23 protein-coding genes are annotated in these 26,061 nt (G+C 34.6%); 15 read left to right on the top strand and 8 right to left on the bottom strand.

Going from position 1 to position 26,061, the window contains the following annotated elements; all coding sequences use genetic code 11:
- Positions 1-318: 318 nt before the first annotated feature.
- A complete protein-coding gene (locus B0A64_RS19845; protein ID WP_089481218.1) occupies positions 319-1,050 on the top strand; it encodes a hypothetical protein in 732 nt (243 codons plus the stop codon).
- Between the two features lie 12 nt (positions 1,051-1,062).
- On the opposite strand, the gene B0A64_RS19850 is transcribed toward B0A64_RS19845, so the two are convergent.
- Positions 1,063-2,478, bottom strand: coding sequence for an alkaline phosphatase (locus B0A64_RS19850; protein ID WP_089481219.1), 1,416 nt, complete (start codon positions 2,476-2,478; stop codon positions 1,063-1,065).
- Positions 2,479-2,843: 365 nt separating this feature from the next.
- Between B0A64_RS19850 and B0A64_RS19855 the strand changes: the two genes are divergently transcribed.
- Positions 2,844-3,575, top strand: a complete 732-nt coding sequence (locus tag B0A64_RS19855) for a hypothetical protein (RefSeq protein ID WP_089481220.1) — start codon at positions 2,844-2,846, stop codon at positions 3,573-3,575.
- Between the two features lie 74 nt (positions 3,576-3,649).
- Here B0A64_RS19855 and rsmG read toward each other — a convergent pair whose 3' ends face one another.
- Positions 3,650-4,279: a 16S rRNA (guanine(527)-N(7))-methyltransferase RsmG gene (gene rsmG / locus B0A64_RS19860; protein WP_089481221.1), complete on the bottom strand. Its 630-nt coding sequence runs from the start codon at positions 4,277-4,279 to the stop codon at positions 3,650-3,652.
- A gap of 107 nt (positions 4,280-4,386) precedes the next feature.
- Between rsmG and B0A64_RS19865 the strand changes: the two genes are divergently transcribed.
- The 7 genes from B0A64_RS19865 to B0A64_RS19895 all read left to right on the top strand — a co-directional run bounded on the left by B0A64_RS19865 (position 4,387) and on the right by B0A64_RS19895 (position 12,038).
- Complete coding sequence (locus tag B0A64_RS19865; RefSeq protein ID WP_089481222.1) at positions 4,387-5,481, top strand: fatty acid desaturase family protein; 1,095 nt, start codon at positions 4,387-4,389, stop codon at positions 5,479-5,481.
- Between the two features lie 65 nt (positions 5,482-5,546).
- Positions 5,547-6,737 carry a pyridoxal phosphate-dependent aminotransferase gene (locus tag B0A64_RS19870; RefSeq protein ID WP_089481223.1) on the top strand — a complete coding sequence of 397 codons (1,191 nt, stop codon included), beginning with the start codon at positions 5,547-5,549 and terminating at the stop codon, positions 6,735-6,737.
- A 358-nt stretch (positions 6,738-7,095) separates the two neighbouring features.
- Positions 7,096-7,554, top strand: a complete 459-nt coding sequence (locus B0A64_RS19875) for a ferritin-like domain-containing protein (RefSeq protein WP_089481224.1) — start codon at positions 7,096-7,098, stop codon at positions 7,552-7,554.
- A 195-nt stretch (positions 7,555-7,749) separates the two neighbouring features.
- Positions 7,750-9,621 (top strand): peptidase U32 family protein, encoded by a 1,872-nt coding sequence (locus B0A64_RS19880; RefSeq protein WP_089481225.1) that lies wholly within the window; start codon positions 7,750-7,752, stop codon positions 9,619-9,621.
- Between the two features lie 358 nt (positions 9,622-9,979).
- Positions 9,980-11,140: a formate-dependent phosphoribosylglycinamide formyltransferase gene (gene purT / locus B0A64_RS19885; protein WP_089481226.1), complete on the top strand. Its 1,161-nt coding sequence runs from the start codon at positions 9,980-9,982 to the stop codon at positions 11,138-11,140.
- A gap of 2 nt (positions 11,141-11,142) precedes the next feature.
- Positions 11,143-11,460 (top strand): DUF6370 family protein, encoded by a 318-nt coding sequence (locus B0A64_RS19890; RefSeq protein WP_089481227.1) that lies wholly within the window; start codon positions 11,143-11,145, stop codon positions 11,458-11,460.
- Positions 11,460-12,038, top strand: coding sequence for a Crp/Fnr family transcriptional regulator (locus tag B0A64_RS19895; RefSeq protein ID WP_089481228.1), 579 nt, complete (start codon positions 11,460-11,462; stop codon positions 12,036-12,038). The genes B0A64_RS19890 and B0A64_RS19895 overlap by 1 nt, the downstream gene beginning before the upstream one ends.
- A gap of 207 nt (positions 12,039-12,245) precedes the next feature.
- Here the strand turns inward: B0A64_RS19895 and aceA are convergent, their stop codons facing one another.
- Together aceA and aceB are read right to left on the bottom strand one after the other, a co-directional pair.
- Positions 12,246-13,526, bottom strand: coding sequence for an isocitrate lyase (aceA, locus tag B0A64_RS19900; protein WP_089481229.1), 1,281 nt, complete (start codon positions 13,524-13,526; stop codon positions 12,246-12,248).
- A 267-nt stretch (positions 13,527-13,793) separates the two neighbouring features.
- Positions 13,794-15,395, bottom strand: coding sequence for a malate synthase A (gene aceB, locus B0A64_RS19905; protein ID WP_089481230.1), 1,602 nt, complete (start codon positions 15,393-15,395; stop codon positions 13,794-13,796).
- 117 nt (positions 15,396-15,512) lie between these two features.
- Between aceB and B0A64_RS19910 the strand changes: the two genes are divergently transcribed.
- From B0A64_RS19910 to B0A64_RS19920, 3 genes are all read left to right on the top strand, one after another.
- Positions 15,513-16,994, top strand: a complete 1,482-nt coding sequence (locus B0A64_RS19910; RefSeq protein WP_089481231.1) for a helix-turn-helix domain-containing protein — start codon at positions 15,513-15,515, stop codon at positions 16,992-16,994.
- 433 nt (positions 16,995-17,427) lie between these two features.
- Positions 17,428-18,144: a pirin family protein gene (locus B0A64_RS19915; protein WP_089481232.1), complete on the top strand. Its 717-nt coding sequence runs from the start codon at positions 17,428-17,430 to the stop codon at positions 18,142-18,144.
- Positions 18,145-18,297: 153 nt separating this feature from the next.
- On the top strand, positions 18,298-18,831 hold the full coding sequence (locus B0A64_RS19920) for a YceI family protein (RefSeq protein WP_089481233.1): 534 nt from the start codon (positions 18,298-18,300) through the stop codon (positions 18,829-18,831).
- Between the two features lie 258 nt (positions 18,832-19,089).
- Here the strand turns inward: B0A64_RS19920 and B0A64_RS19925 are convergent, their stop codons facing one another.
- Positions 19,090-19,953, bottom strand: a complete 864-nt coding sequence (locus B0A64_RS19925; protein ID WP_089481234.1) for a helix-turn-helix domain-containing protein — start codon at positions 19,951-19,953, stop codon at positions 19,090-19,092.
- A gap of 96 nt (positions 19,954-20,049) precedes the next feature.
- Between B0A64_RS19925 and B0A64_RS19930 the strand changes: the two genes are divergently transcribed.
- Both B0A64_RS19930 and fabD read left to right on the top strand, forming a co-directional pair.
- On the top strand, positions 20,050-20,412 hold the full coding sequence (locus tag B0A64_RS19930) for a DUF983 domain-containing protein (RefSeq protein WP_089481235.1): 363 nt from the start codon (positions 20,050-20,052) through the stop codon (positions 20,410-20,412).
- 71 nt (positions 20,413-20,483) lie between these two features.
- Complete coding sequence (gene fabD / locus B0A64_RS19935) at positions 20,484-21,359, top strand: ACP S-malonyltransferase (protein ID WP_089481236.1); 876 nt, start codon at positions 20,484-20,486, stop codon at positions 21,357-21,359.
- A 392-nt stretch (positions 21,360-21,751) separates the two neighbouring features.
- Here the strand turns inward: fabD and B0A64_RS19940 are convergent, their stop codons facing one another.
- The 3 genes from B0A64_RS19940 to B0A64_RS19950 form a co-directional block, all read right to left on the bottom strand.
- Positions 21,752-21,949, bottom strand: coding sequence for a hypothetical protein (locus B0A64_RS19940; RefSeq protein WP_089481237.1), 198 nt, complete (start codon positions 21,947-21,949; stop codon positions 21,752-21,754).
- Between the two features lie 163 nt (positions 21,950-22,112).
- Complete coding sequence (gene galE, locus B0A64_RS19945) at positions 22,113-23,126, bottom strand: UDP-glucose 4-epimerase GalE (RefSeq protein ID WP_089481238.1); 1,014 nt, start codon at positions 23,124-23,126, stop codon at positions 22,113-22,115.
- Positions 23,127-23,288: 162 nt separating this feature from the next.
- Positions 23,289-24,419 carry a DegT/DnrJ/EryC1/StrS family aminotransferase gene (locus tag B0A64_RS19950; protein ID WP_089481239.1) on the bottom strand — a complete coding sequence of 377 codons (1,131 nt, stop codon included), beginning with the start codon at positions 24,417-24,419 and terminating at the stop codon, positions 23,289-23,291.
- 136 nt (positions 24,420-24,555) lie between these two features.
- Between B0A64_RS19950 and B0A64_RS19955 the strand changes: the two genes are divergently transcribed.
- Positions 24,556-25,785, top strand: a complete 1,230-nt coding sequence (locus B0A64_RS19955) for a 3-deoxy-D-manno-octulosonic acid transferase (RefSeq protein ID WP_089481240.1) — start codon at positions 24,556-24,558, stop codon at positions 25,783-25,785.
- Positions 25,786-26,061 lie beyond the last annotated feature (276 nt).

Below are 26,061 nucleotides of genomic sequence, written 5' to 3' on the forward strand. Positions count from 1 at the left end.
AGAACTTAATTGAAAAACAAACAACTAAAATTCAACCAATTGAATCAGATACATAGAAATTTTCTGTTATAAATCTTGCGCTTTTAGGTTCTTATTATTTGTAATACTTTTCTTATTTTATTGATTATCAACACCATAGATGTTTAAAAATCTTATTATGTTATTTTAAAAACTTATTGTAATACATTAAAAATATATGTAGCCATAAATTTACATCATAATTAATAGCATAAAAAAGCATCATAAATACAGCGTAAAACCAACCATAATGCTTTAAAAAATACGCTCACAATCATTGAGTAAAAAAAAGAAAAAAACATGAAAAATTTACAAAACACACCAACAGTAATTGTAGAATCAAAAAGTATTGGTCACCCAATTGATTTTAAATGGAACAAAAAAAAGATCGATAATTTTCTGGATCCTCTAGAAGGAAATGACGAACTTGATAATGCCCTGCTTCAAATTAATCATAAAGCTGCTATTGGATTAACGGCTGCTTTATTAGAATGGATTTACTGGAGATTTACGGGATACACAAAAATGAACAATGAGGTACAAAAACGAATCGAAGCACTTTGGTGTTCAATAGAGTGCAGAGAAAGCTCTAAACCTTTATTATTTGATGTCGATTTTGATATATCTGCATCTGGTCATGTAAACGGACCTTTATGGATCGCTCTTATGAATACCAGAATGATTGATGTTATGTATAAAAAAGGTTCTTACTTGCTTCAAAGTGAACTGATAGGATTGGTATTACTGGCGCGCCATATTACTCCTGCAAAAAAGGTTTTTGATAAATGGTTCAACAGAAAAATGGCAACCTTAAAAGAAGAATATCCATGTCAATATCCTGAGAATACTGTAATAAATACTGATGAAGCGGTTTACGATTCATCTAACGAACCTGCAATTTGTCGTGATTTTTTCTTTAATCCTGAATTTGAAAACACTAAAGAAGCATCAGAAAAAGCGCTTGCTGCTTTTGTTGAAAATATAGATTATAAAGCAAATCCTTTTTTAATTCTATCCAGAAAGGCATCCTAATAAACTAAGAGTTTAAAACTTATTTTCAACCTCTGCAGCTTGCAACATCAAATAATGTAAGTCCGTATTTTTTACGAAAGGTTTTAAAAGTTCACTTCCCGGACCAAACATTGCCAACTCTACATAATCAGCAGAATGATCCATACTAATCCAGCCTACAGAGTTTATTTTTCCCTGCATTTCTGCAAAAGCCTTATACGGTAATTTTTTATAATTATACAATCCGTCTTCTTTGTGCAGTCCATCATAATAACTTAAGACCGTTTTTGCTTCTTCATCAGAAACAGAATGTCCATTTGCTTTTTCAATAATTTCTTTTACTTTCACAACTGACGATTCCGGTTTTATTTGATTCAAAATCCATTCATTCGTCTGCGTATATTTCTGGATACTGTCAAAATTATCATTGGCATCTTTACCATAAATAATTCCCGGATTGGCATTTCCGTGATCTGTAGTAATAATTACCAATGTCTCTTTGTCTTTTTCAGCAAAATCTATCGCAATTTTTACTGCTTCATCAAACTCAATCTGATCATTAATCAGACCTGCAATATCGTTTCCATGTGCAGCCCAATCAACTTTCCCGCTTTCAATTTGCAAAACAAAACCGTTTTTATGATTTTTCATCCTGTCAATAGCTTTCTGTGCCATCTCTGCAAGACCCGGAATGTTTTTTTGCAAATTCTCGTCACTATTTCTATCCACATAATAAGGCAAACCATCTTCTGCAAACACCCCTAAAATTGGTTGAGCATTTGAAGCGGCCTCCATATCAGAACGTGTTTTTACAACTTGATATCCTTTTGCTTTAAAAGCGGCAAACATATCTTTTTTATCTTTTCTGGATTCAGGACTAAAATAGTTTGAACCTCCACCCATCATCACATCAAAACCAAGATCTAAATATTGTTCTGCAATATCATCTTGTGCATTTCTACTTTTGCTATTGACACAAAAACCAGCCGGCGTGGCATGAGTAATAGGAACTGTCGTTACACAACCTGCCATTTTTCCTGACTTTTTAAATTTTTGCCAAAGTGGTAAATGAGGCTCTCCTTGCGGACTAACATTAAGTACACCGTTGTTTACTCTGAAACCACCTCCCCAGGAAGAACTTGCTGCCGATGAATCTGTTACAATAGAACTCGCCGAAGCCGTATCCATCAAAGCTCTCGAAACCCTGTTGTCTTTGTATAACTGAATCCAATTAGAACCTTTTCCTGTTTTTCTATTCAGGAACAAATCAGCCATATTTAAGGTTCCTGTACTCATCCCGTCACTAACGAGTAAAATAATATTTTTGGCTTTCTTATTTTTGTACGTAGATTCTAAATCTAAAATATTTGCAGTACTCTGAAACGGATTCATCACTGCAGCTCCTATCGTAAGTAAAGAGCCGTTTTTAAAAAACTTCCTTCTATTCATTATTACTTTGTTTATACGTATTTTCAAAGATAAAGAAATACGCATAACCTTAAAATTATCATTGTGTTATGCTTATTAATCTAAAAGCAAAACGGAAATTAATAAAATTTAAAAAACTGCACTAACCTTCACTACTAAAAAATAAAATCAGGGCTTTATTTGTAATATTTTTCATATAATATTGATTTTCAGATGATTGCGTAAGTAAAAATATCTTATTTTATTACATTTTTGGCGTATTGCAATAATCAAAAAAAAGACATCACACTAAATTTGTACTGTATTAAAAAACACCATAAATAGTCAAATTAAACATCAAATTGTTTCCTTAAAATTGAAAATTAAGTACCTAAATTATAATTCGCATGAAAAATTTACATAACATACCCCAAATAATTTCAGAAGCAAAAATTGTTAACCATCCCATTGATTTTAAATGGAACAGAAAGAAGATGGAAAAACTAATGGATCCGCTGGAAGGGCACAAAGATCTCGAAATCGCATTGTCCCACATTAATCATAAGGCTGCAATAGGCCTGACTGCTGCTTTGCTAGAATGGGTTCATTGGCGTTTTAAAGGATATACATCTCCAATAAATGATATCGAAAAAAGAATCGAAGCCCTTTGGTGTTCCATGTATAATCCGGAACAAACAAAACCTTTACTCTTTGATCTTGATCTTGAAATACCAACACAAGGTTCTATAAACGGCCCATTATGGACTGCCGTTATGAATGTAAGAATGGTAGATGTAAAATACAGAAAAGGATCTTACTTTCTTCAAACTGAAATTCTGGGTCTAATTTTATTAGCCCGTCATGTTACCCCAAGAAAAAAAATATTTGACAAATGGTTTATTACGATCATGACAGATTTAAATCGTTTGTTTCCTTGTCAATACGGTTACAAAAATCTGGATGAAACGGATGAAGCGATTTACGATTCATCAAACGACCCGATGATTTGTCGCGCATTTTTCTTTGATCCTGAATTTGTATATACGTCAGAAAATGTCGAAAACGCCATTCATGATTTCATTGCTAATCTGGATCAAAAAGCAAATCCTTTTTTACAATTATCCAGAAAAGCTTCTTAAAAATAAGTACAAATAAAAACCCGACAATACTGCTTTGACAAGCATTACTGTCGGGTTTTTGTAATCATAGAAGATTATACTACAAACTTTAAAGGCAGATGCACGACTTTTTTAGTTTCGAAAAATTCATCTTCAAAAATTGTAGACAAATCGTATAAAGTTGCTTTTGGAAAGTCCTTTAACTCCTCGGTTAAATCACCACCTTTTAGATATAAGATTCCGTTTTTTAAAGTATGTTTATGTTGCTTTTTGATTTTATTTTTAATCCAGGACACAAAATCCGGCATATTAGTTACAGCACGACTCACAATAAAATCAAAATCACCTTTTACATTTTCTGCGCGCAATTGTTCTGCTTTTACGTTCTTTAATTCTAATGCCTCAGCAACACCCTGAACTACTTTTATTTTCTTGGCTATAACATCTATTAAATAAAAACGTGTTTCCGGAAATAGGATCGCTAACGGAATCCCTGGAAATCCACCACCGGTTCCAACATCAAGAACCGTTGTTCCGGGCTCAAATTTCATGATTTTAGCAATCCCTAAAGAATGTAAAACGTGCTTTGTATATAAGGCATCAATATCTTTACGCGAAATAACATTGATTTTTTCATTCCAATCGTGGTATAAAAAGTCTAATTTTTGAAATTGTTCGATTTGAATGTCGGTCAAATCAGGAAAATATTTCAATATCTCATCCATTGCTCTAATTTTTTAACAAAAGTACTACTTTACAGTTGAAATATTTAACTCAATTTTGCAAATTGAAAATTTATAATAATTACCTTTGAAAACTATTTAAATCAATTATGAATAAGACTGCGCCTACTTTTGCTAAGCAAGACAATCTGAAGTTCTTCAGAACACTTAACTCACGAGTAAACAATTACTTCAAAGAGAACAACATTCAGAAAACTGGAAACTGGAAGCTGCACTTAAAAGCCGTTATTCTTTTTGCCGTTTTTCTAACACCTTACTTTTTAATACTAAGTCTTAATATGCCTTTTTGGGCACAATTGTTATTAAATATTCTAATGGGAGTTGGAATGGCAGGAATTGGAATGAACGTTATGCACGACGGAAACCACGGATCATACTCTTCTAAATCATGGATTAATAAAATTATGGGCGGAAGCATTTATGTTTTGGCCGGAAATGTTCACAACTGGCAAGTGCAACACAATGTATTGCACCATACCTATACTAATATTCACGGACATGATGAAGATCTTGATGCCGGAAGAATTATTCGTTTTACACAAAATGCCGAATGGCAACGTTTTCATAAATTTCAACACTATTATTCTTTTTTCTTATACGGACTATTGACTTTTAATTGGGCTTTAACCACCGATTTCAAGCAAATGAAAAATTATCTGAAAAGAAAATTATCTTATGGAACACCTCAAAGTCCTGCCAAATTATGGACTGTTTTGGTAATCACAAAAATAATCTACGTATTAATCTGGATGGTTTTACCAATGGTTCTTGGTGTAACATGGTGGAAAGTTGTGGTTGGATTTTTTGTAATGCATTATGTAGCCGGATTAATTTTAAGTATTGTTTTTCAATTGGCACACGTCGTAGAAGAAACTTCAAACCCGGTTCCTAATGAAGATGGAGAAATGGAAAACACCTGGGCAATTCACCAATTGTATACCACTGCTAATTTTGCTCCAAAAAATAAAATAATCAACTGGTTTACCGGAGGATTAAACCACCAGATCGAGCACCACATTTTTCCAAATATCAGCCATATTCACTATGGAAAAATTGCCGAGATTGTAAAACAAACCGCAATCGAATGCAACTTGCCTTATCATGAATTCAGAACGATGAGAGGTGCCGTGATAGCACACTACAAGCATTTGAAAGATCTTGGAATGAAACCAGAACTAGCATAAAAAATCTATTAATAATTAACCTTCCTTAATTAAAGTTGAAATTAAGGACATTCAAAAATTTTATAATGAATCATATTCTTTCAGACAGAATCAACAACTTAGCGACATCACAAACTTTAGCAATGGCTGCTTTAGCTCGCGAATTAAAAGCCCAAGGAAAAGATATTATCAGTTTAAGTTTAGGCGAACCGGATTTTAATACCCCAGACTTCATCAAAGAAGCGGTTAAAAAAGCAGTTGACGAAAATTACAGTACTTATTCTCCCGTAGAAGGTTATTTAGAATTAAGAGAAGCAATTTGCCGAAAATTCAAAAGAGACAATAATTTAGAGTACAAACCAACTCAAATCGTAGTTTCTACCGGAGCCAAACAATCTTTATACAACATTGCACAAGTAATGCTAAATGATGGTGACGAAGTTATTTTACCTGCACCTTACTGGGTTTCTTACTTCGAAATTGTAAAACTTTCCGGAGGAGTTCCTGTTGAAGTTCCTACATCTGTAGATACTGATTTCAAAATTACACCAGAACAACTGGAAGCTGCAATTACACCAAAAACAAAAATGATGTGGTTCAGTTCTCCTTGTAACCCATCTGGATCTGTGTATAGCAGAGAAGAGCTAACAGCTCTTGCAAAAGTTTTAGAAAAACACCCAAATATATATGTAGTTGCTGACGAAATTTATGAGCACATCAATTTCTCAGGAACTTTTTGCAGCATTGGTTCAATCCCGGGAATGTTCGAAAGAACAATTACTGTAAACGGAGTTGCAAAAGCATTTGCCATGACAGGATACAGAATTGGTTACATTGGAGCTCCGGAATTCATCGCAAAAGCGTGTACAAAAATTCAGGGACAAGTAACTTCGGGAGCAAATTCTGTAGCGCAACGTGCTACAATTACTGCTGTAGATGCTGATCCAAGCGTATTAAACCACATGGTTCAGGCTTTTCATAGTCGTAGAGACTTAGTTGTTGGATTACTTAAAGAAATTCCAGGTATAAAAATAAACGTTCCCGAAGGAGCCTTTTACGTTTTCCCTGACGTTTCTTCTTTCTTCGGAAAAACCTTAAGAGGAACAGAAATTAAAGATGCCAACGATGTTTCAATGTACCTTTTGGCCGAAGCTAATGTAGCAACAGTTACAGGAGATGCTTTTGGAAATCCAGACTGTATTCGTTTCTCTTATGCAACAAGCGACGATATCTTAAAAGAAGCTTTACGCAGAATCAAAGAAGCTTTGGCTGTCTAACACTATAAATAATTTTATCAAAACGGCTTAAGGTTTAAAGTTTCATCACTTTATACTTTAAGCTGTTTTTTTGTGCTTTTTTTGTGCGTGACCCTACGGGTCGGGCTTTCGGCTATATCTTTTATTCCGCTAACGCTTCATAAAAGGATACCGCCTCAATCCCTCACGCAAACGATAAACAAGAACTTTTTTCTTAATTCAATTAAGACACAAAGCAATTCGTGAAATTCCTGGCAAAAACAATTTAATCCTTTCAAAATTCCCATTCCACAATATTATAAATCACAAGTATAATCCTGTAAGACATAATAATCCATTAGTTCCCATCTTTGTAATATAAAATTTAAAAACATATATTATGATACATACAGATGAAACCACAGAAAAAGCAGTTAGCACCTTAGAAGGATTGATTTCTATACTCGAAGACGGAAAACTAGGATATACTAATGCGGCAGAACACGTAAGCAGCCCGGCAATCAAAACTGATTTCCTAGATTACGCACGCGAACGCGCCTTATTTATTGTAGAAATACAAGACGAAATAAACAAACTGGGGAAATCAACTGATACCTCTGGTGGTGGTCCATTAGGAGCCATACACCGCGCCTGGATCGATATCAAATCATCCTTTACAAGCGGTGATACAGAAGCTATCATCAATGCTTGTATTACTGGAGAAGAAGCTGCGATCGAAAAATACAAAATGGCTGTAGAAAAAAATGAACTTGAATCCAGTCAAATCGCTATTGTATCCAAACAATTAGCAAGTATCGAAAATACTTTGACAAAAATTAAAGCGAAGAAATTGTCTTAATATTTGACACTATTTTTTTGAGAACGAAACTACCCGACTATTAAACAGGGTAGTTTTTTTTGTTTTTAATCATCATCATTCCATATAACCCAACAATTCTAAAAAAAATCCCTTCAGCATTAGTAAACTCGAAATATTTATAAGAACTTTGCAAACTTTTTTCCGTGAATACCACAGAACACCAAAGTTTTAAAAATGAAGAAGATAGAAATATTAGCTCCGGCTAAAGATTTAATTGGAGGAATGGCAGCCATCAATAGTGGTGCCGATGCAGTCTATATTGGGGCACCACAATTTGGAGCACGCTCAAACGCTAACAATTCGCTTGAGGATGTTGCCGCTTTAGTACAATATGCACACTTATTTAATGCTCAGGTTTTTGTGGTAATGAACACCATCTTGTATGATAACGAGCTGGAAACGTGCCGTAAAATGATTTGGGAGTTATACGATATTGGTGTCGATGCCCTCATTATTCAGGATATGGCAATTATGGAAATGGACTTGCCTCCTATCGTACTTCATGCCAGCACACAAGCCAATAACCGTGATGCTGATAAAATTAAATTCCTTAAAGATGCCGGTATCAAACGTGTGGTTTTAGCCCGCGAATTGAACTTGCATCAAATTAAAACGATTTATGACGAAGCTGATGTTGAACTGGAATTTTTCGTAACCGGTGCATTGTGCGTATCTTTTAGCGGAAACTGCTATATGAGTGTGGCTAACGGAGAACGTAGCGCCAATCGTGGTTCTTGTGCTCAAAATTGCCGATTACCCTATAACTTAATCGACGGAAACGGAGAAACCTTAATCAAAAATAGTCACTTACTTTCGATTAAAGATTTAGATATTTCAGAGCAAATCCCAAATTTGATCGAAGCAGGAATTGTTTCTTTTAAAATAGAAGGACGTTTAAAAGATGTTGTTTATGTAAAAAATAACGTTTCTTATTTACGCCAAAAATTAGACAGCTTTTTAGAAGGCGAAGGAAACAGCAAATATATCAAAGCTTCTTCCGGAAAATGTACTTATACTTTTGATTCTTCTTTAAACAGAACTTTCAATCGTGGGTATACTGACTATTTTGTAAACGATAGAAACAACAGTATTGGTTCCTGGGAAAGCCCAAAATCGAAAGGACAATATATTGGCAAACTTATCCGAACTGTTGGAAACGCTTACGAAATCGAAAATGGCGAATTGCTAAACAACGGCGACGGACTTTGTTTCATAAATGAAAACAACGAAGCTGATGGAATTTATGTCAATAAAGCCGAAAACGGTAAAATATATCCAAACGTTTTAAAAGAAGTAAAAGACGGGACTTTCATCTATAGAAATAACGACGCTGCTTTTATTAAAATTGTTGAAAGAGAAGACAGTGCTGTTCGAAAACTAAGCACGACTTTATTACTTACCGAAAACGAAACTGGTTTTGAGTTAATCGCAACCGATGAAGACGGAAATGTAAGTGTTGTAACTTTAGAACATTCGAAAGAACAAACTAAAACCGGCGAATCGATAGAAGAAAATATTAAAACCCAATTGGCGAAAACAGGTTTTACACCTTATAATGCAGATGAAATTAATATTATGTTTTCTCAAAACTGGTTCCTTCCTATTTCAAAAATCAACGAAATGCGCAGAACTGTTTACGATCAGTTAACCCAAATTCGTCTGGCCAATTACAAACGCGAAGAACACCAACTGGTAAAAACTTCGCATCCGTATCCTGAAACAAAACTTGATTTTATGTACAACGTTTCGAACAAAACGGCACGTAAATTCTACGAGCGTCATGGCGTAACAGAAATCGAAAAAGCTTTTGAATTGCAATGGGATCCAGGTAAATCACGCGTGATGACCACTAAATATTGCATCAAATACGAACTAAAAAAATGCCCAATACACCAAAAAGATATAATGGGTGTTAAAGTAAAAGAACCATTGGTTCTAAAACAAGGCGAGTTGGAATACAAACTAAAATTCAACTGCAAACCTTGCGAAATGGAAATTTGGGAAAAAGATGCCGAATTTGAAATTGAAGAAGATCATTTTCATTAATATACAAAACCAATACTTTTAAGTGTTGGTTTTTTTATTTTGGGCGTGTTCGCCGAAAAAGGCAAATCAGGCAAACCGTAAAACAAGAAAAAGTTATTTTGAAAAAGAATTTTGAATAAAAATATTTGAATTGCCTCTAGCTTTAGCTGGAGGCAATCAAAGATAAATCTACTCGATCTGCAAAATCTGCCTGACAGTCTTTGTTTTCTTGTTAACTAAAAAAGAAAACTTTGCAGTTAAATATAAATTGTGTAGACGCGCTTCTGTGCGCCTCTACACTAAGACATGCAAATAGAAACTTTGCGGTTAAAAACATTTTTCGCTACTTTTACTACTCCAATATTTCAAATATTCTCCTATGAAAATACTACTCCTGGGTTCAGGCGAATTAGGCAAAGAATTTGCCATCGCTGCACAACGAATCGGACAAACCATAATTGCTGTTGACAGTTACGAAAATGCACCCGCAATGCAGGTTGCACACGGTTTTGAAGTTATAAATATGCTCGACGGAGAAGCTCTTGACAGAATTGTAGCCAAACACAAACCTGATTTTATAGTTCCTGAAATAGAAGCCATTCGAACTGAGCGATTTTACGATTACGAAAAACAGGGAATTACTGTTGTTCCTTCTGCGAAAGCAGCCAATTTTACCATGAATCGTAAAGCAATCCGTGATTTAGCTTCAAAAGAATTAGGCTTAAAAACCGCTAAATATCAATACGCAACTTCGGCAGAGCAATTGCAAAAAGCGGTTTTGGAAGTTGGAATTCCTTGTGTAGTAAAACCTTTAATGTCTTCGTCAGGAAAAGGACAATCGACTATAAAAACCGAAAATGATATTGAGAAAGCGTGGCAATATGCCGTTGCGGGTTCACGTGGAGATGTAATCGAAGTGATTGTTGAAGCATTTGTAGATTTCCATTCAGAAATTACACTTTTGACTATTACTCAGAATAATAATCCAACTTTGTTTTGTCCTCCAATTGGGCACCGACAAGAACGTGGAGATTATCAGGAAAGCTGGCAACCTGCAAAGGTTTCCGAAGCTGATTTGTATGAAGCACAGGACATGGCCGAAAAAATCACTGAAGCACTTGGAGGCGCAGGGCTTTTTGGGGTCGAATTTTTCTTAACCAACGATGGTGTTTATTTCTCTGAACTGTCTCCCCGACCACATGATACCGGAATGGTAACTCTGGCAGGAACTCAAAATTTTAATGAATTCGAATTGCATTTACGCGCTATTTTAAGCTTGCCAATTTTCGAAATCACACTTGAAAAAGCCGGAGCAAGTGCCGTAATTTTAGCTTCAGAAGATTCTAACAATCCAACTTTTACAGGAATCGAAAAAGTAGCCGCCCTGCCTAAAACCGATTTCAGAATTTTTGGTAAACCAACTTCAAGACCTTATCGCAGAATGGGTGTTGTATTAAGTCATGATTCATTGGCAACGCCAATTGAAGAAGTTACAGAACGCGCCAAAACAACGTCAAAATTAATAACCGTAAACTCTTAAAAATGAAAAAATCAATATTTCTATTATTCCTATTTGTTGGAATAGCAGCACAGGCACAAAAAAAAATAATTATCGACGAGCCTCAAATTGTAGAAACTGCTTGTGGTGAATGCCAATTTGGAATGAAAGGTAAAAGTTGCGACTTAGCCATTCGTATTGATGGAAAAGCGTATTTTGTTGACGGAACGACTATTGACGAACATGGCGATGCACATGCAGAAGATGGTTTTTGTAATAAAATCCGAAAAGCTTCGGTTACCGGAAAAATAGAAAACAACCGTTTCAAAGCTACTTCATTCACTTTGATAAAAGAAAAATAATGGCATTAATTCTTGAAAATATTGCCAAACATGTTTCTTTGACACCGGAAGAGCAAGCTCATTTTTTATCTAAAACTGAAACGAAGATTTATAAAGCCAAAACTATTTTATTAAATGCCGGAGAGGTTTGTAAACATTCGTATTTTGTGAACTCCGGAATTTTGAGAAGCTTTAACATCAACGATAATATTGTCGAACATGTTCTTTCATTTTCTTGCCCGGGCTGGTGGATAAGTGATATGTATAGTTTCTTTTCGCAAAAACCGGGACAGCTTTTTATCGAAGTTCTTGAAGACGCAGAAGTAGTTTCCTTATCCAAAGAAAACCAGGAACAATTGTATCTTGACATTCCAAAATTAGAACGTTTTTTCAGGATTTTAATAGAGAATTCATTGGTCGCCAATCAGCAACGTTTAATGGATAATTTAAGTTTACCCGCAGAGGAACGTTTTGAGAAATTTTGTACCAAATACGGAACCCTGGTTCATAAAGTACCTCAAAAACAAATCGCATCTTTCATTGGAGTAACACCAGAATTCTTCAGCAAAATGAAAGCCCGGCTTTTGAAAAGCAAATAATATTTTTGTCACAGATTTTAGAGATAAAAGGATTATTTTTTCGCCACGAATTACACAAATTTCCACTAATTAAATTAACTTAAGAATTGAATTAAAATTCGTGACAACATTTTTTTAAATCATTTTAATCTATGAATCCCGATAACTATCGGGAGTGGCTATAAAAAACAAAAACACGGCTCAACTAAGAACCGTGTTTTTTTTGAATTAAAATTGTTCAACCTCTGTAGAGTGTTTCATTGCGGTTGTCGTTGATTTTCCAATTGTTACTGTATTTTGTACGGCATCAAAATAAGAAGTCCCCACAAAAGCCTGATGTTTCACCGCTCTGAATCCGCTTTTCTGTAAAGCAAATTCTCTTTCCTGCAATTCAGAATAGCCTGCCATTCCGCGTTCTTTGTAGGCTTTAGACAATTCGAACATACTGGTATTTAAAGCATGGAATCCTGCCAGAGTAATAAACTGGAATTTATATCCCATCGCAGCCAGATCTTCTCTAAAGGTTTCCATTTCGGCAACAGATAATTTTGCAGCCCAGTTAAAAGAGGGCGAACAATTGTATGCTAACATCTTATCCGGAAATTCTTTTTTCATCGCATCAGCAAACTTTTTAGCATAAACCAAATCCGGATTACTGGTTTCCATCCAAATTAAATCTGCATAAGGAGCATAACTCAATCCTCTTGCGATTCCCTGATCGATTCCGTTTTTTACATAGAAAAAACCTTCGTTTGTTTTTTCGCCTGTTATAAATTTAGCATCTCTTGGGTCTGCATCACTGGTTAATAAATTAGCCGCATCAGCATCTGTTCTGGCAACGATAAGAGTTGAAACCCCCATAACATCTGCTGCTAAGCGTGCTGCAATTAGTTTATTAATCGCTTCCTGAGTTGGTACTAAAACTTTCCCGCCAAGATGCCCGCATTTTTTTGCAGAACTCAATTGATCTTCAAAATGAACTCCTGAAGCTCCTGCTTCGATCATTGATTTCATTAGTTCGAAAGCATTTAAGTTGCCGCCAAAACCAGCTTCGGCATCAGCCACAATCGGAACCAGATATTCTTTTTTATCTTCAACCTTATTTACAGTCTGAATCTGATCAGCACGCAATAAAGCATTGTTTATTTTTTTTACAACCATTGGCACACTATTTACAGGATAAAGAGATTGGTCCGGGTACATTTCTCCTGCCAAGTTTGCATCTGCAGCCACTTGCCAACCGCTTAAGTAAATCGCTTCTAAACCGGCATCGACTTCCTGAATCGCCTGATTTCCTGTCAATGCGCCCAAACCAGCAACATAATCCTGACTTTTTAACTTTCTCCATAATTTTTGCGCTCCCATTTTGGCAATAGAATGCTCTATTTGATATGATCCCTGAAGTGCAACTACTTCTGTAGCCGTATAAGGACGTTCAACACCTTTCCATCTTGGGTTCGTAATCCAATCGTTAATCAATTCCTGAATTCTGTCTTCTGTTGTTTTCATAAAGTTTAAGTTAAAGTGGTTAGTAAGTAAATAGTGTTCAGTCTCTCCCGATAGCTATCGGGATTAGTTTTCAGCTTAACTGGACTTATTTTTCTTTGAGTTTAATCTTAACACATAGAGACATAGAATTTCTTTGTGGTTAAAGACATTTCATTTGTTTAAAACAAACATAGCTATGTGTAAAAAACTAGTTTTTTTTATAAAACTCTTTTTATTCACATTTTAAACCTATGTTTCTATGTGTTTAAAATTTAAACTCAGTAATTGTTATAAATATTTGTAACATGGAATGGTTAAAAAATCGACAAAATCTGGATTTACAACCAGTCTTTCTAAAACTTTTTCGGCGAGAGGAAATTGACGTTTTTCATAATTTTCCTCGCCTAATTCGTCTTGAATTTTCTTGAATTCATCTAAAGCTAATTCGTGATAATACGCCAAATCTAATTTTTTGCCATTATCCAAAACCACTTTATTCTGAAGCCATTGCCACAATTGCGATCTGGAGATTTCAGCCGTTGCAGCATCTTCCATCAAATTATGCAAAGCAGCTGCGCCTTGTCCGTTTAGCCATGACGCCAGATACAGAACCCCTACGTTTATATTTTTTCGAACACCGTTTTCCGTTATGATTCCAATTGGTGGTTCAATCAAATCTGCTTCCGTAATTTTTCGATGTTCTCTTTTTATATGAATCTGATTAGGTGTTGGCATTCCTTTATCAAAAACCTGTTTTGCCAACGAAACTAAATCCGGATGTGCTACCCAGGTTCCGTCATGACCGTTTCGAACTTCGCGTTCTTTGTCTGCTTTTACTTTTGCAAAAGCAACCGCATTGGCCTCTTCATTATTTTTAATCGGAATTTGCGCTGCCATTCCGCCAATCGCATGAATTCCACGTTTATGACATCTTTGAATCACCAAATTCGAATAAGCATTCATAAAAGGCGAGGTCATATTTACCTGATCGCGATCCGGAACAATAAACTTTGGATTTTTGCGAAATTTTTTGATGTAGGAGAAAATATAATCCCAACGTCCACAATTCAATCCCACAATATGTTCTTTCAATTCATATATAATTTCATCCAATTGAAAACTCGCTGTAATGGTCTCTATTAAAACCGTGACTTTTATCGTTCCTCGTTCCAGTTTCAAATAATCCTCGGTAAAATCAATTACAGTATTCCACCAGCGCGCTTCGAGATAATGTTCTAATTTTGGAATGTAGAAATAAGGTCCTGAATTATTTTCTAAAAGTCTTTTATGATTATGAAAAACATACAATCCAAAATCTATCAAAGAGCCTGAAACTTCTTTTCCTTCTATCAAAATATGTTTTTCGGGTAAATGCAAACCACGCGGACGTACTATTAAGGTGGCAATTTTTTCATTTAATTGATAGGACTTATGTTTAACCAGATCAGTATACGTAATCGTTTTATTTACCGCATCAATCAAATTCATTTGTCCCTCCATCAAATTTTGCCAGGTTGGAGAAGTGCTGTCTTCAAAATCAGCCATAAATGTTTTTGCTTCGGAGTTCAAAGCATTGATAATCATTTTGCGATCAACCGGCCCGGTAATCTCTACTCGTCTGTCTAGTAAATCTTTTGGGATCTCTCCGGCTGTCCAGTTACTTTCTCTGACACTTTTAGTTTCCGGAGTAAAGACCGGCATGACTCCCTGATCAAAAGCAGTTTGTTTTTGCTCCCGTTGTAACAATAACAGTTTTCGTTGCGACTCAAATTTTCGATGCAAATTGGTTATAAAAGCAATCGCTTCTTCTGTCCAGATCTTTGGATATGAAAGCTTCTTTTTGGTCAAAAATTCAATTGCCGTTTCAATATTATCTAATTGGTTTTTCATAGCTAATAGGTTTTACACTACAATGTTACAAAAAGTTTTTTACAAAACAAGCGAACGTTCGCTAAAAATTAAAAATAATCTTTTGGCGATTATTCCTTAAATCATTATATTTGATCTATGGATATCGAAAAAGACTATATAAAGCTGATCTTCGGACTAAAACTCAAGCAAGTCAGAACTCAAAAAAATCTTTCTCTTTTTGGCTTAGCCAAATTGACAAATCTTTCAAAATCGTACTTAAACGAAATTGAAAAGGGAAAGAAATATCCAAAAACAGATAAAATTTTGCTTCTATGCGAACATCTGGATGTTCCTTACGACCAAATGGTATCTTTAAAACTTGATAATAACCTTGCTCCAATTGGCGAAATCCTGAAATCCGGAATTTTAAAAGAGATTCCACTGGAACTTTTCGGCATCCAGGAAGCGGATCTAATTGACATTATTGCCAATGCTCCGGCAAAAGTAAACGCCTTCATCAGCACCATTATCGAAATTGCACAACACTATAATCTCAGCAGAGAAAGCTTCTTTCTGGCTGCTTTAAGATCGTATCAGGAAGCACACAGTAATTATTTTGAAGACCTGGAAGAGAAAGTAATTGCTTTTTCGAAGTCATTCCAGATCAACTTAGATTCTAAAATAAGTATCGAAGAACTAGAAGCAATCCTTAAGGAAGAATACGAATATACTATAAAAGAAATCGCTTTTACAGATCAGGAAGCTTTGGGCGATTTGCGCTCTATTTATGTCCCGAAAAGTAAAACTTTATTGCTTTCGACAGAAATTGATGACCCGCAAAAGGCTTTTGTTTTAGCTAAAGAAATCGCTTATAATTATCTCAAAATCTCAGATCGTTTACTGACTTTTAGCTGGATCAAATTTGAAAATTTTGATCAGGTTTTGCATAATTTTTACGCTTCTTATTTTGCCGGGGCTTTATTACTGCCAAGACAATTGGTTGTCAATAAAATCAATGATTTCTTAAATAATGAAAAGCCTAATCCAGAAGAATTTGTTGCACTAATAGAAAGTTTCGAAGTCTCTCCGGAATCTTTCTACCAAAGATTAACCAACTTATTGCCAAAAGATTTTCATTTAAAGAATTTATTCTTTTTAAGAATGTCGCATAAAATTGGCTCTGATGTTTATCAGATAAAAAAAGAACTACACATTACCAATCAACAGGAACCTCATGCCAATGAAACCAATGAGCATTATTGCAGAAGATGGGTTTCGGTAAAAACCATAGACGAAGCGATTAAACAAAATAAGCCTCACTTTTTTGATGCTCAAATTTCCAGTTACATCCATAGCGGCAATGAATATTTGGTTTTTTCATCAGCCACTAAAGATCCTTTTGTTGAGCACAATATTCGCAGCATTTCGGTTGGAATATTAATTACTCCGGCAATGAAAAAGAAATTCAAATTTATTGAAGGAAAACCTTTAGTCAAAAGAATCGTTGGTGTTACCTGCGAAACCTGCGACGTAAAAGACTGTCTCGAAAGAACAGCACCGCCAATTGCACTGGAAATAAAAAAACGTCACGAGAATACAGATGCGGTAGTACAACAGTTTATTGCGAAGTATAGCTGATTTAGATTGTTGATTTTAGATTATTGATTTTAGATTGTTGATTTTAGATTGTTGATTTTAGATTGTTGATTGTTGATTTTCTGCCTTTAATCTTTGTCGATTATGATTGTGCGTAGAATGGATTAAAATCCATCCCTACAATATAATTCGTTCCTCCGGAACTTTAATAAAAGCGAAATATAGATTTCTTATAAAAATAAACTTCTCGTTTAGCCCCGATAGAAGTGGAAATCCTTTTGTGTCCGCCGCTGCGGATACAAAAGATTGAAACGGATAGCGGGACTTCAGGTCTTTTGAAAACCAAAATTTCTGCTCCTAAAAAACACCACAAAGCCATAAAATCTCAGCACCTTAAAGAACTTAATCTAGGTTAAGTGCGTTTCATTGACCTTGATGGTATCTTTGTACTATAAAAATAACAAAACATATCATCATGGAAAATATAGTATTACATAAAGCAGAAACAAGAGGAAACGCAAATCACGGATGGCTAAATGCTTATCACAGTTTTAGTTTTGCGAGCTGGTACAATCCGGATAGGATTCAGTTTGGAGCACTTCGTGTTTTGAACGATGATACAATTGCCGGCGGAAAGGGCTTTGGAACACATCCTCACGATAATATGGAAATCATTACGATTCCGCTTGAAGGAGATTTAGCACACAAAGACAGCATGGGAAATACTGAAATTATTAAAAACGGTGATATTCAGGTCATGAGTGCAGGAACAGGAGTTCAGCACAGCGAGTTTAATCCTAATGCAGATCAGCAAACTAAATTATTGCAAATCTGGTTGTTTCCAAACAAAAGAAATGTAACTCCTCGTTACCAACAAATAACGCTGGATGTTGCCGACAGACACAATAAATTATCTCAAATTCTATCTCCAAATGCTGATGATAGCGGCGTTTGGATTCACCAGGATGCTTGGTTTAATATGGGTAATTTTGACTCAGGTGTATCTACAGAATACACTATTAAAAAGGAAGGAAACGGAGTTTATGCTTTCGTTTTAAAAGGAAATGTAACCATCAATGGTCAGGAATTAAATACCAGGGATGCTGTTGGAATTTCAGGAACTGATACTCTAAACATCACAGCAAATACGGATGCTGAATTTTTATTAATGGACATCCCAATGAACTATTAATTCGACGTCAATTTTCAAGCAATAAAACAAAACAAACAGGCAATCAAAAGTTATTTCATTATTTATTTCTTAATCTAGGTTAAGTGCTTAATGAAGACAGTCGAAGTAACTTTGTCCTATCAAAATGAAATTAATATTTAAAAAATAAAAATTATGTCAACTACAAAATGGTCAATTGACCCAACACATTCAGAAATTGGTTTTAAAGTTAAACACATGATGTTTACAAATGTTTCAGGTAAATTTGGAACTTACGATGCAACAATTACTACTGAAGGAGACGACTTCGAAAATGCTGCAATCGAATTTTCTGGTGATATCGCTTCTATCGACACTGCAAATGCAGACAGAGACGGTCACTTAAGAAGTGCTGATTTTTTTGATGTGGAGAACAATCCAAAATTAACGTTTAAAGCTTCAACTTTCAAAAAAATTGATGCCGGAGATTATGAAATAACTGGAGATTTAACCATCAAAGGAGTTTCAAAATCAGTGACTTTTCCTGTAGACTTTAGCGGAATCATGACTGATCCTTGGGGAAACACAAAAGTTGGTTTAAGCATCGAAGGAAAAATCAATCGTAAAGACTGGGGTTTAAACTGGAACTCTGCTCTTGAAACCGGTGGTGTTTTGGTTGGAGAAGAAGTTCGTTTAAACATTGAATTACAATTTGCAAAACAAGCGTAATTCTTTCAGAATAAATTTAATTTGTTTGGTTAAGAAGCCTGCACTTTTTAGGAAGTACAGGCTTTTTTTGTTTGCCACGAATTACACTAATTTCCACGAATTATTATTTTTATTTTTTTGCCACAGATTAAATAGATTAAAAAAGATTTTTTTCTGTACTACGCGAATAATAATCAGTGAAAATCTCTTAATCTGTGGCTAAAAATATTTCAGCATTTGAGAAAAATTAGTGCAAATTAGTGCAATTCGTGGCAAAAACTATCTTACTGTATTTCGAAATTCAGTTGGCGACATTCCGGTTTGTTTTTTAAAAAATCTGGAGAAATAGGAGTAATCTTCGTAACCCACTTTGAAAGCCACTTCGTTTACCGCTAATTGTTTATCAATCAGCATTCTTTTTATCTCCAGAATGACACGATCTGTAATTACTTCTGTGGCTGTTTTTTGAAGAATTTCATTGCAGATTCGGTTTAAATGCTTCAAGGTGATATTTAGTTTTTCAGCATAGAAAGAGGGTAATTTTTCTTGCCTGAAATAATACTCCAAAAGCACTTCGAACTTATCAATTTTGACATTATAGGAATGCGTTTGATGCGAATAGGTTTCGTTGTATTTACGCGCAATTTCGATATGAATACAATCTAATAAATTAAGCATTTTATCGAGTTGATATCTATTCTCCTGATTGCTTTCCTGAATGAGCAAATCAAAATACGGGAGTATTTTAGGGATTTGATTTAGCCCAAAAACCATTTCCGGCCGATTATGAATCGAATGATAAAAATTATATTCATTGATTGTTTTTTGCCCAAAATATAAATTATACAATTCCTGAGAAAAGATAACGACATAACCCTCAATATCTTCAGACAAACTCCAATGATGCATTTGTCCGGGTTGCAAAACGAACAAACTTCCTTTTTTGATTTCGAACTGATCAAAATCGACTTCGTGTTTTCCGGAACCATTCGTAAAAAAGACCATCAAATACGAGTCATGCCGATGTGGTTCTTCGACAAAACTGTGACTTTTAAGATGCTCTTTGAACGTATTTACATAAAAATCACGATGAACATCATTGCAACTAAAATTCTGAACACTATAAACCGGGTATTTTTTCATACTAAATGTCTTTATTGTGCTATAAGTAGCGAAGATATAAAAAAGACTTTTACACGGCTCTGAATTACCTTTGTATAAATAAAAAATAACAAAATCATGTCAAGTGCATTAACTCATATTTTAAGTAACGAATGTCCTATTTGTCATACAGGAAAAGTTTTTAAAGACAAAAATATTTTTCTGAATTTTAGTTTGCCAAAAATGAATGAATATTGCAGTCATTGCAATTACAAGTTTCAGAAAGAACCCGGTTATTTCTTTGGGGCCATGTATGTAAACTACGGATTAACAGTCGCTCAGGGAATTGCCACCTATTGCATTGCTCAGTTTTTCTTTGAGAAAAATTTCGATTTAAGAATCATTCCAATCATTGCGGTTGTGATTATTATACTTACTTCTTTCAATCTTCGGTTTTCAAGATTAGCGTGGATTTATATGTTTAAGGATTATACGAAATAAAAAAGTGTTATTTTTGCCTTTCAATTGAAACTAATTTTCAATTCAAAAAAATTCAATCTTAAATTAGACAAATGAAAGCATACGTATTTCCGGGTCAGGGCGCACAGTTTACAGGAATGGGCAAAGACTTATATGAAAGCTCGGCTTTAGCCAAAGAATTATTCGAAAAAGCCAATGAAATTTTAGGTTTTAGAATTACAGATATCATGTTCGAAGGCACTGCCGAAGAATTAAAAGAGACTAAAGTTACACAACCGGCTGTTTTTTTACACTCGGTTATTTTAGCAAAGACTTTAGGCGATGATTTTAAACCAGAAATGGTTGCAGGACATTCTTTAGGAGAATTTTCGGCATTGGTTGCAAACGGAACTTTATCTTTTGAAGATGGCCTTAAATTAGTTTCTCAACGTGCTCTTGCCATGCAAAAAGCCTGCGAAATTACGCCGTCTACAATGGCTGCAGTTTTAGGGTTAGCTGATAATATTGTTGAGGAAGTCTGTGCTTCTATAGACGGAATTGTTGTTGCTGCAAACTACAACTGTCCGGGGCAATTGGTAATTTCGGGAGAAACTACAGCGGTTGAAAAAGCTTGCGAGGCTATGAAAGCTGCCGGAGCAAAACGTGCTTTGATTTTGCCTGTTGGAGGAGCTTTTCACTCCCCAATGATGGAGCCAGCCAGAGAAGAATTGGCTGCTGCGATTGAAGCAACGACATTCTCTACTCCTATTTGTCCGGTTTATCAAAATGTGACTGCAAATGCAGTTTCTGATGCAAACGAAATCAAAAAGAACTTAATCATACAATTGACCGCTCCTGTAAAATGGACTCAATCTGTACAACAAATGATCGCTGATGGCGCTACTTTGTTTACTGAAGTTGGTCCGGGAAAAGTCTTAGCAGGCTTGATCAGTAAAATTGATAAAGAAGCTGTTACTGCGAATGCTTAATTAGTATTCCGTTTTCAGTCACAGTTTTCAGTTAAAACTACACATATAAAAAATCCTCATGAACAGATTGCTTATGAGGATTTTTATTTAAAGATCTTTTATTTCTTCCTATTATTATTTATGATTCCAGTTATCAAATAATTTTGATCTCTTTTTTCAAAAAACCCATACCAAGTAGTTCTCGTATTTGGTTTATAAAAAATATAATTTGAACCTAAGTATTGTAACGATTTTGGTGCTTTCTTATGCGGGAAACCAGAAATATCTGAAATTATAAAATTCACAATTTTATCTGCATAATTCTGAGCTGACTCCGAAAAACCAAAATACTCTTCCTTAAAAAGAGTATAAACTAAATTATCAAAATATTCCAGAACAGCATTTTTAAAAAATTACTTTTTCCAAGGATAAGCTTTTATTCTTTTAGACATTTCAGCTTTAAACTCCTCTGGCGTTAATCCTTTTGCGAACTCAGCATCAAAATCAAAGGTTTCATTGTCTATACCTTTAAATTTAGGGTTTTGAACTTCGTATTCTACGGCAGGCTCTTCAACCTTATCATTTTTAAGATCTTCTTTTTTCTTATTCATAATTCCTACAATTTAATCTTACAAATTTACAAAATAAATTGATTGCATAAATTAAAAAATTCCAAACAATCAATTTAGATCATTTGGAATTTTTACTATTCTACAGCTAGACGCACTGCTGTGCGTCTCTACCGAAAACTGTGACTGAGACTGAATACTTAAATTAAGAACGAACTTTTTGTTCCCATTTCCAGGCACTTGCCATTGCTTCATCCAGGCTCAATTGTGCTTTCCAGCCCAAAACATTGTTTGCTTTGTCTGTATTTGCATACGCTTCGGTGATATCCCCTTCGCGTCGCGGCATAATTTTGTATGGTAATTTTTTATCGCTTACTTTTTCGAAACTATGAATTACTTCGAGAACTGAACTTCCTTTTCCTGTTCCTAAATTAAAAGTTTCTACTTTTTGTAAATTCTTTTTATTGAATAAACGTTGTAACGCAATAACGTGTGCTTTTGCCAAATCGACTACGTGAATGTAATCGCGAACTGCAGTACCATCGGGAGTTGGATAATCATCTCCAAAAACCGATAATTCTTTGCGCAATCCTACTCCGGTTTGAGTAATAAAAGGCACTAAATTTTGAGGAACTCCAATTGGTAATTCTCCAATTTCTGTTGTTGCATGCGCTCCAACAGGATTAAAATAACGCAATAAAATAGCACTTATATTAGTAACCTTTGCAGTGTCTGTAATGATTTCTTCTCCTATTTGTTTGGTGTTTCCATAAGGAGAAATTGCAGTTTGCACCGGGGCATCTTCTGTAATTGGCATTTTTTCGGCCTGACCGTAAACGGTACAAGACGAGCTAAAAATAAAACTCGCTTCTGGTTTTTGCTGTAGTTCCTGCAAAAGATAAACTAGACTACTAATGTTGTTTTCGTAATATAATAAAGGATTCTCAACACTTTCCCCCACTGCTTTTGAAGCTGCAAAATGAATTACTCCTGTAACATCATTGTGTTTTTTAAAGAATTCCTGAACTGACGCTTTTTCTCTTAAATCTAATTTTTCGAATAAAGGCGTTTTTCCGGTAATTGTTGTAATCCCTTTTAAAACATCTTCTGTAGAGTTCGAAAGATTATCAATTATCACGACTTCAAAGCCTTCATTTTGCAATTCGACTACGGTGTGAGAACCAATAAATCCTAATCCTCCTGTTACTAATACTTTCATATTTTTTTTTAGATTATAGAAAATAAAATCAAGAAAATAGACTTACAAACTGTGTTTTTCTATCACTCTCTTAACCCTAATTTCCTTTTTTTTAATTCTTAGCTTCTTTATTCTATATTCTTTATTCTTTATTCTATTTTCTTACCTCTATTTTCTAACTTCTTATTTCAAAAATTCTAAAACAGAATCGGTAATAAATTTAATTTGCTCATCATCAAGCTCTGTATGCATTGGTAAAGCAATAACTTCTTGTACTAATTGATTGGTAACCGGAAACTGCTCTTCTTTGTAACGAGAATCAAGATATGCTTTTTGCGAATGCAACGGAATTGGATAATAAATCGCACAAGGAATTGCTTTATCCTGCAAATGCTGCAATAATCCATTTCTGTCTGCATCGATAATTCTCAACACATATTGATGAAAAACGTGATCATTTTCGTTTGCATCAAATTCCGGTGTAATGACATGTGCATTTCCGGCAAAAGCTGCATTGTATTTTGAAGCTGCTAGACGACGTGCTGTGTTATATTGATCTAAAAGAGGCAATTTTGCATTTAGAACCCCTGCCTGAATACTGTCTAAACGAGAGTTTACACCCACAACATCATGATGATAACGCTCATACATACCATGATTTACGATTCCGCGGATAATGTGTGCTAACTTATCGTCGTTTGTAAAAATTGCTCCACCATCTCCATAACAACCTAAGTTTTTAGATGGGAAAAATGAAGTTGCTGCCACATGACCAATAACTCCTACTTTGCTTTTTGTACCAGACTTCGAAATATAATCGGCTCCAATTGCCTGCGCATTGTCTTCGATTACATATAAATTATGCTCCGCAGCAATTTCCATAATCGCATCCATATTTGCGGCGCGACCAAATAAATGTACCGGAACAATCGCTTTTGTTTTTGGCGTAATTGCTTTTTTTATCGCATCGATATCGATGTTCATATTCGTGATATCAACATCTACCAAAACTGGTGTTAATTGCAATAACGCAATTACCTCAACAGTTGCTGCAAAAGTAAAATCGGCAGTAATTACCTCATCACCCGGCTTTAGGTCTAATGCCATCATTGCAATTTGCAAAGCATCTGTTCCGTTTGCACACGGAATTACATGTTTTGCTCCCAAATAATCTTCAAGATTTTTTTGAAATTGATGTACTAAAGGTCCGTTTATATAAGTATTTGTATCTAAAACTTCTTGAATTGAAGCGTCAACGGTAGTTTTTATTTTCTCGTATTGACTCTTTAAGTCAACCATTTGAATTTTTTTCATTTTCAATATATTTTTAAAATTAAAGAGCTGTTTCAAAAACAGAATCTCTAAAAGGAGGAACAAAAATAGTTATTTAATACCTTCAAACCAATGAAAATAATCGAAAGAAACGTAATTTAGCCACAAAAATAAACAGATGCTTTTTCTCTATAATTTAGTTGTTTCTATTGCTGGCTTTTTTCTGAAAATTGTAGCGCTTTTTAGTCCGAAAATTAAGCTTTTTGTTCAAGGCCGAAAAAATGTTTTTGCCATTTTAGAACAAAAAATAAACCCTTCTGATAAGACTATCTGGTTTCATTCTGCTTCACTGGGCGAATACGAACAGGGTTTACCGGTAATCGAAAAAATAAAAGAAAAATATCCTTCTCATAAAATCATTGTTACTTTTTTCTCGCCTTCAGGATATGAGGTACGCAAAAACAATACTGTTGCTGACGTTACCATCTACCTGCCTTTGGACACTAAAAGCAATGCTAAGAAATTTTTAAAATTAGCACATCCGGAATTCGCTTTTTTTATTAAATATGAATTCTGGCTCAACTATCTAAAAGAACTTGAAACCAGTAAAACACCAACGTATTTGATTTCCGGAATTTTCAGAGAGAATCAAATGTTTTTTAAGTGGTATGGCGGTTTTTACAGAAAAGCACTAAAAGCGTTTACCTACTTTTTTGTTCAGAACGAAATTTCCAAAGAAAAAATCGAAGCTATAGGATTTCACAATGTAATTGTTTCCGGCGATACGCGATTCGATCGCGTAAATGCTATTTTAGAAAGAGACAACACGCTTGATTTTATTGAAAATTTCAAAAATAATTCTCCCATTATAGTTATAGGAAGTTCGTGGCCAAAAGACGAAGTATTACTAACCCAATATATCAATCAGGCACCTGATAACATAAAATTCATCATTGCACCGCACAATATAAAAACGGACCAAATAAACAACCTTAAATCTCAAATAACAAAATCGACTGTTTTATTTTCAGAAAAAAATGACCAGGACCTATCCCGCTATAATGTTTTTATTATAGACACAGTGGGACTGCTGACCAAAATATACAGCTACGGAACAATCGCTTACGTGGGCGGTGGTTTTGGAAATCCGGGAATTCATAATATTCTGGAGCCCGCAACATTTGGGCTTCCAATTGTTATTGGGCCTAATTATTCCAATTTTGCCGAAGCAATTGAATTGGTTGCCTTAAATGGATGTGCTGTAATTTCGAATATTAATGAGTTAAAAGAAAACCTGGATCGCCTGCTTAACGATAAAAATTTTCTACAGGAAAAAAGCCAAATTTGCAAAACTTATATTCAGGACAATAAAGGCGCCATAAATACCATTATGAATATCGTTTCTTAAGCGGCTTATTGATACAATATGAGATTTACTGTCGTAATTAATAAAAAAAGAGCTTAAACGAGCTCTTTTTACATTTATTGAGGTGTCAAATAATGAATCAAAAACAAAATAAACTGCAAGGAAGAGAATAAAAAAAGCCAATTCTCTTATTGAATATTCAACAAAAAATAATTTATACAAAAAATACAATAATATAAGATAATTTTGTAGTTTTGGCATATTCTTTGATAAATAAGATAATCGTGAGCAATGAAAATATTTTAAAAAAAAAATAAA

The sequence above is a fragment of the Flavobacterium araucananum genome, from assembly GCF_002222055.1.
Classification (GTDB): domain Bacteria; phylum Bacteroidota; class Bacteroidia; order Flavobacteriales; family Flavobacteriaceae; genus Flavobacterium; species Flavobacterium araucananum.

What these genes read in the sequence shown, in the direction of transcription:
- B0A64_RS19845 (WP_089481218.1), top strand. Translation starts at nt 319, where the DNA reads ATGAAAAATTTACAAAACACACCAACAGTAATTGTAGAATCAAAAAGT.
- B0A64_RS19850 (WP_089481219.1), bottom strand. Translation starts at nt 2,478, where the DNA reads ATGAATAGAAGGAAGTTTTTTAAAAACGGCTCTTTACTTACGATAGGA.
- B0A64_RS19855 (WP_089481220.1), top strand. Translation starts at nt 2,844, where the DNA reads ATGAAAAATTTACATAACATACCCCAAATAATTTCAGAAGCAAAAATT.
- rsmG (WP_089481221.1), bottom strand. Translation starts at nt 4,279, where the DNA reads ATGGATGAGATATTGAAATATTTTCCTGATTTGACCGACATTCAAATC.
- B0A64_RS19865 (WP_089481222.1), top strand. Translation starts at nt 4,387, where the DNA reads ATGAATAAGACTGCGCCTACTTTTGCTAAGCAAGACAATCTGAAGTTC.
- B0A64_RS19870 (WP_089481223.1), top strand. Translation starts at nt 5,547, where the DNA reads ATGAATCATATTCTTTCAGACAGAATCAACAACTTAGCGACATCACAA.
- B0A64_RS19875 (WP_089481224.1), top strand. Translation starts at nt 7,096, where the DNA reads ATGATACATACAGATGAAACCACAGAAAAAGCAGTTAGCACCTTAGAA.
- B0A64_RS19880 (WP_089481225.1), top strand. Translation starts at nt 7,750, where the DNA reads ATGAAGAAGATAGAAATATTAGCTCCGGCTAAAGATTTAATTGGAGGA.
- purT (WP_089481226.1), top strand. Translation starts at nt 9,980, where the DNA reads ATGAAAATACTACTCCTGGGTTCAGGCGAATTAGGCAAAGAATTTGCC.
- B0A64_RS19890 (WP_089481227.1), top strand. Translation starts at nt 11,143, where the DNA reads ATGAAAAAATCAATATTTCTATTATTCCTATTTGTTGGAATAGCAGCA.
- B0A64_RS19895 (WP_089481228.1), top strand. Translation starts at nt 11,460, where the DNA reads ATGGCATTAATTCTTGAAAATATTGCCAAACATGTTTCTTTGACACCG.
- aceA (WP_089481229.1), bottom strand. Translation starts at nt 13,526, where the DNA reads ATGAAAACAACAGAAGACAGAATTCAGGAATTGATTAACGATTGGATT.
- aceB (WP_089481230.1), bottom strand. Translation starts at nt 15,395, where the DNA reads ATGAAAAACCAATTAGATAATATTGAAACGGCAATTGAATTTTTGACC.
- B0A64_RS19910 (WP_089481231.1), top strand. Translation starts at nt 15,513, where the DNA reads ATGGATATCGAAAAAGACTATATAAAGCTGATCTTCGGACTAAAACTC.
- B0A64_RS19915 (WP_089481232.1), top strand. Translation starts at nt 17,428, where the DNA reads ATGGAAAATATAGTATTACATAAAGCAGAAACAAGAGGAAACGCAAAT.
- B0A64_RS19920 (WP_089481233.1), top strand. Translation starts at nt 18,298, where the DNA reads ATGTCAACTACAAAATGGTCAATTGACCCAACACATTCAGAAATTGGT.
- B0A64_RS19925 (WP_089481234.1), bottom strand. Translation starts at nt 19,953, where the DNA reads ATGAAAAAATACCCGGTTTATAGTGTTCAGAATTTTAGTTGCAATGAT.
- B0A64_RS19930 (WP_089481235.1), top strand. Translation starts at nt 20,050, where the DNA reads ATGTCAAGTGCATTAACTCATATTTTAAGTAACGAATGTCCTATTTGT.
- fabD (WP_089481236.1), top strand. Translation starts at nt 20,484, where the DNA reads ATGAAAGCATACGTATTTCCGGGTCAGGGCGCACAGTTTACAGGAATG.
- B0A64_RS19940 (WP_089481237.1), bottom strand. Translation starts at nt 21,949, where the DNA reads ATGAATAAGAAAAAAGAAGATCTTAAAAATGATAAGGTTGAAGAGCCT.
- galE (WP_089481238.1), bottom strand. Translation starts at nt 23,126, where the DNA reads ATGAAAGTATTAGTAACAGGAGGATTAGGATTTATTGGTTCTCACACC.
- B0A64_RS19950 (WP_089481239.1), bottom strand. Translation starts at nt 24,419, where the DNA reads ATGAAAAAAATTCAAATGGTTGACTTAAAGAGTCAATACGAGAAAATA.
- B0A64_RS19955 (WP_089481240.1), top strand. Translation starts at nt 24,556, where the DNA reads ATGCTTTTTCTCTATAATTTAGTTGTTTCTATTGCTGGCTTTTTTCTG.